The sequence below is a fragment of the Streptomyces sp. AC627_RSS907 genome (assembly GCF_019049165.1).
Window position 1 is genome coordinate 1 of the sequence record NZ_JAGMUE010001435.1, and the last position, 542, is coordinate 542.

Annotated in this window: 1 protein-coding gene; it reads right to left on the reverse strand. The window is 78.4% G+C overall.

Annotated features, from left to right (window positions below):
• On the reverse strand, positions 1–542 hold a 542-nt coding region (locus tag KUM32_RS42305; RefSeq protein WP_217146897.1), incomplete at both ends, for an ATP-binding cassette domain-containing protein.

Consider the following 542-nt stretch of genomic DNA (forward strand, 5'->3'; position numbering starts at 1 on the left):
CTCGGGGCGGGGCGTCGCGCCGGGAGCGCGGTGCCCGGGGCATACGGGGCGTACGGGGCGACCGTGCTCGACGGGCGGGCCGCCGGGCGTAGTTCGACCACCTCGTCGGCGAGGCGGGACACCAGGTCGGCGTCGTGGCACGACAGGGCGATGGCGAGCCGGTGTTCGGTGGCCAGGTGCCGCAACAGGTCGCCGACCTCGTCGCGCAGCGCGGGGTGCAGGCCGGCCGTCGGCTCGTCGAGGAGCAGTACGACCGGCTCCCTGGCCAGCGCCCTGGCCAGGGCGACGCGCCGCTGTTGGCCGCCGGAGAGCGCGCCCGGGCGACGGTCGGCCAGACCCTCGTCCACCGGCAGCCGGACCTCGGCCAGCAGCCGCTCCACCGTGTCGGGCCCGGGCCTGGCCGCCGTCTCGCGGAGCAGCGAGCGCACCCGCATCCGGGGGTTGAGCCGGGACCCGGGGTCCTGGCCGACGTAGGCGACGTGGTGCCGGCGCAGCGCCCGCAACTCGCGCTCGGCGAGCCGCAGCACCGGGCGGCCGAGGAC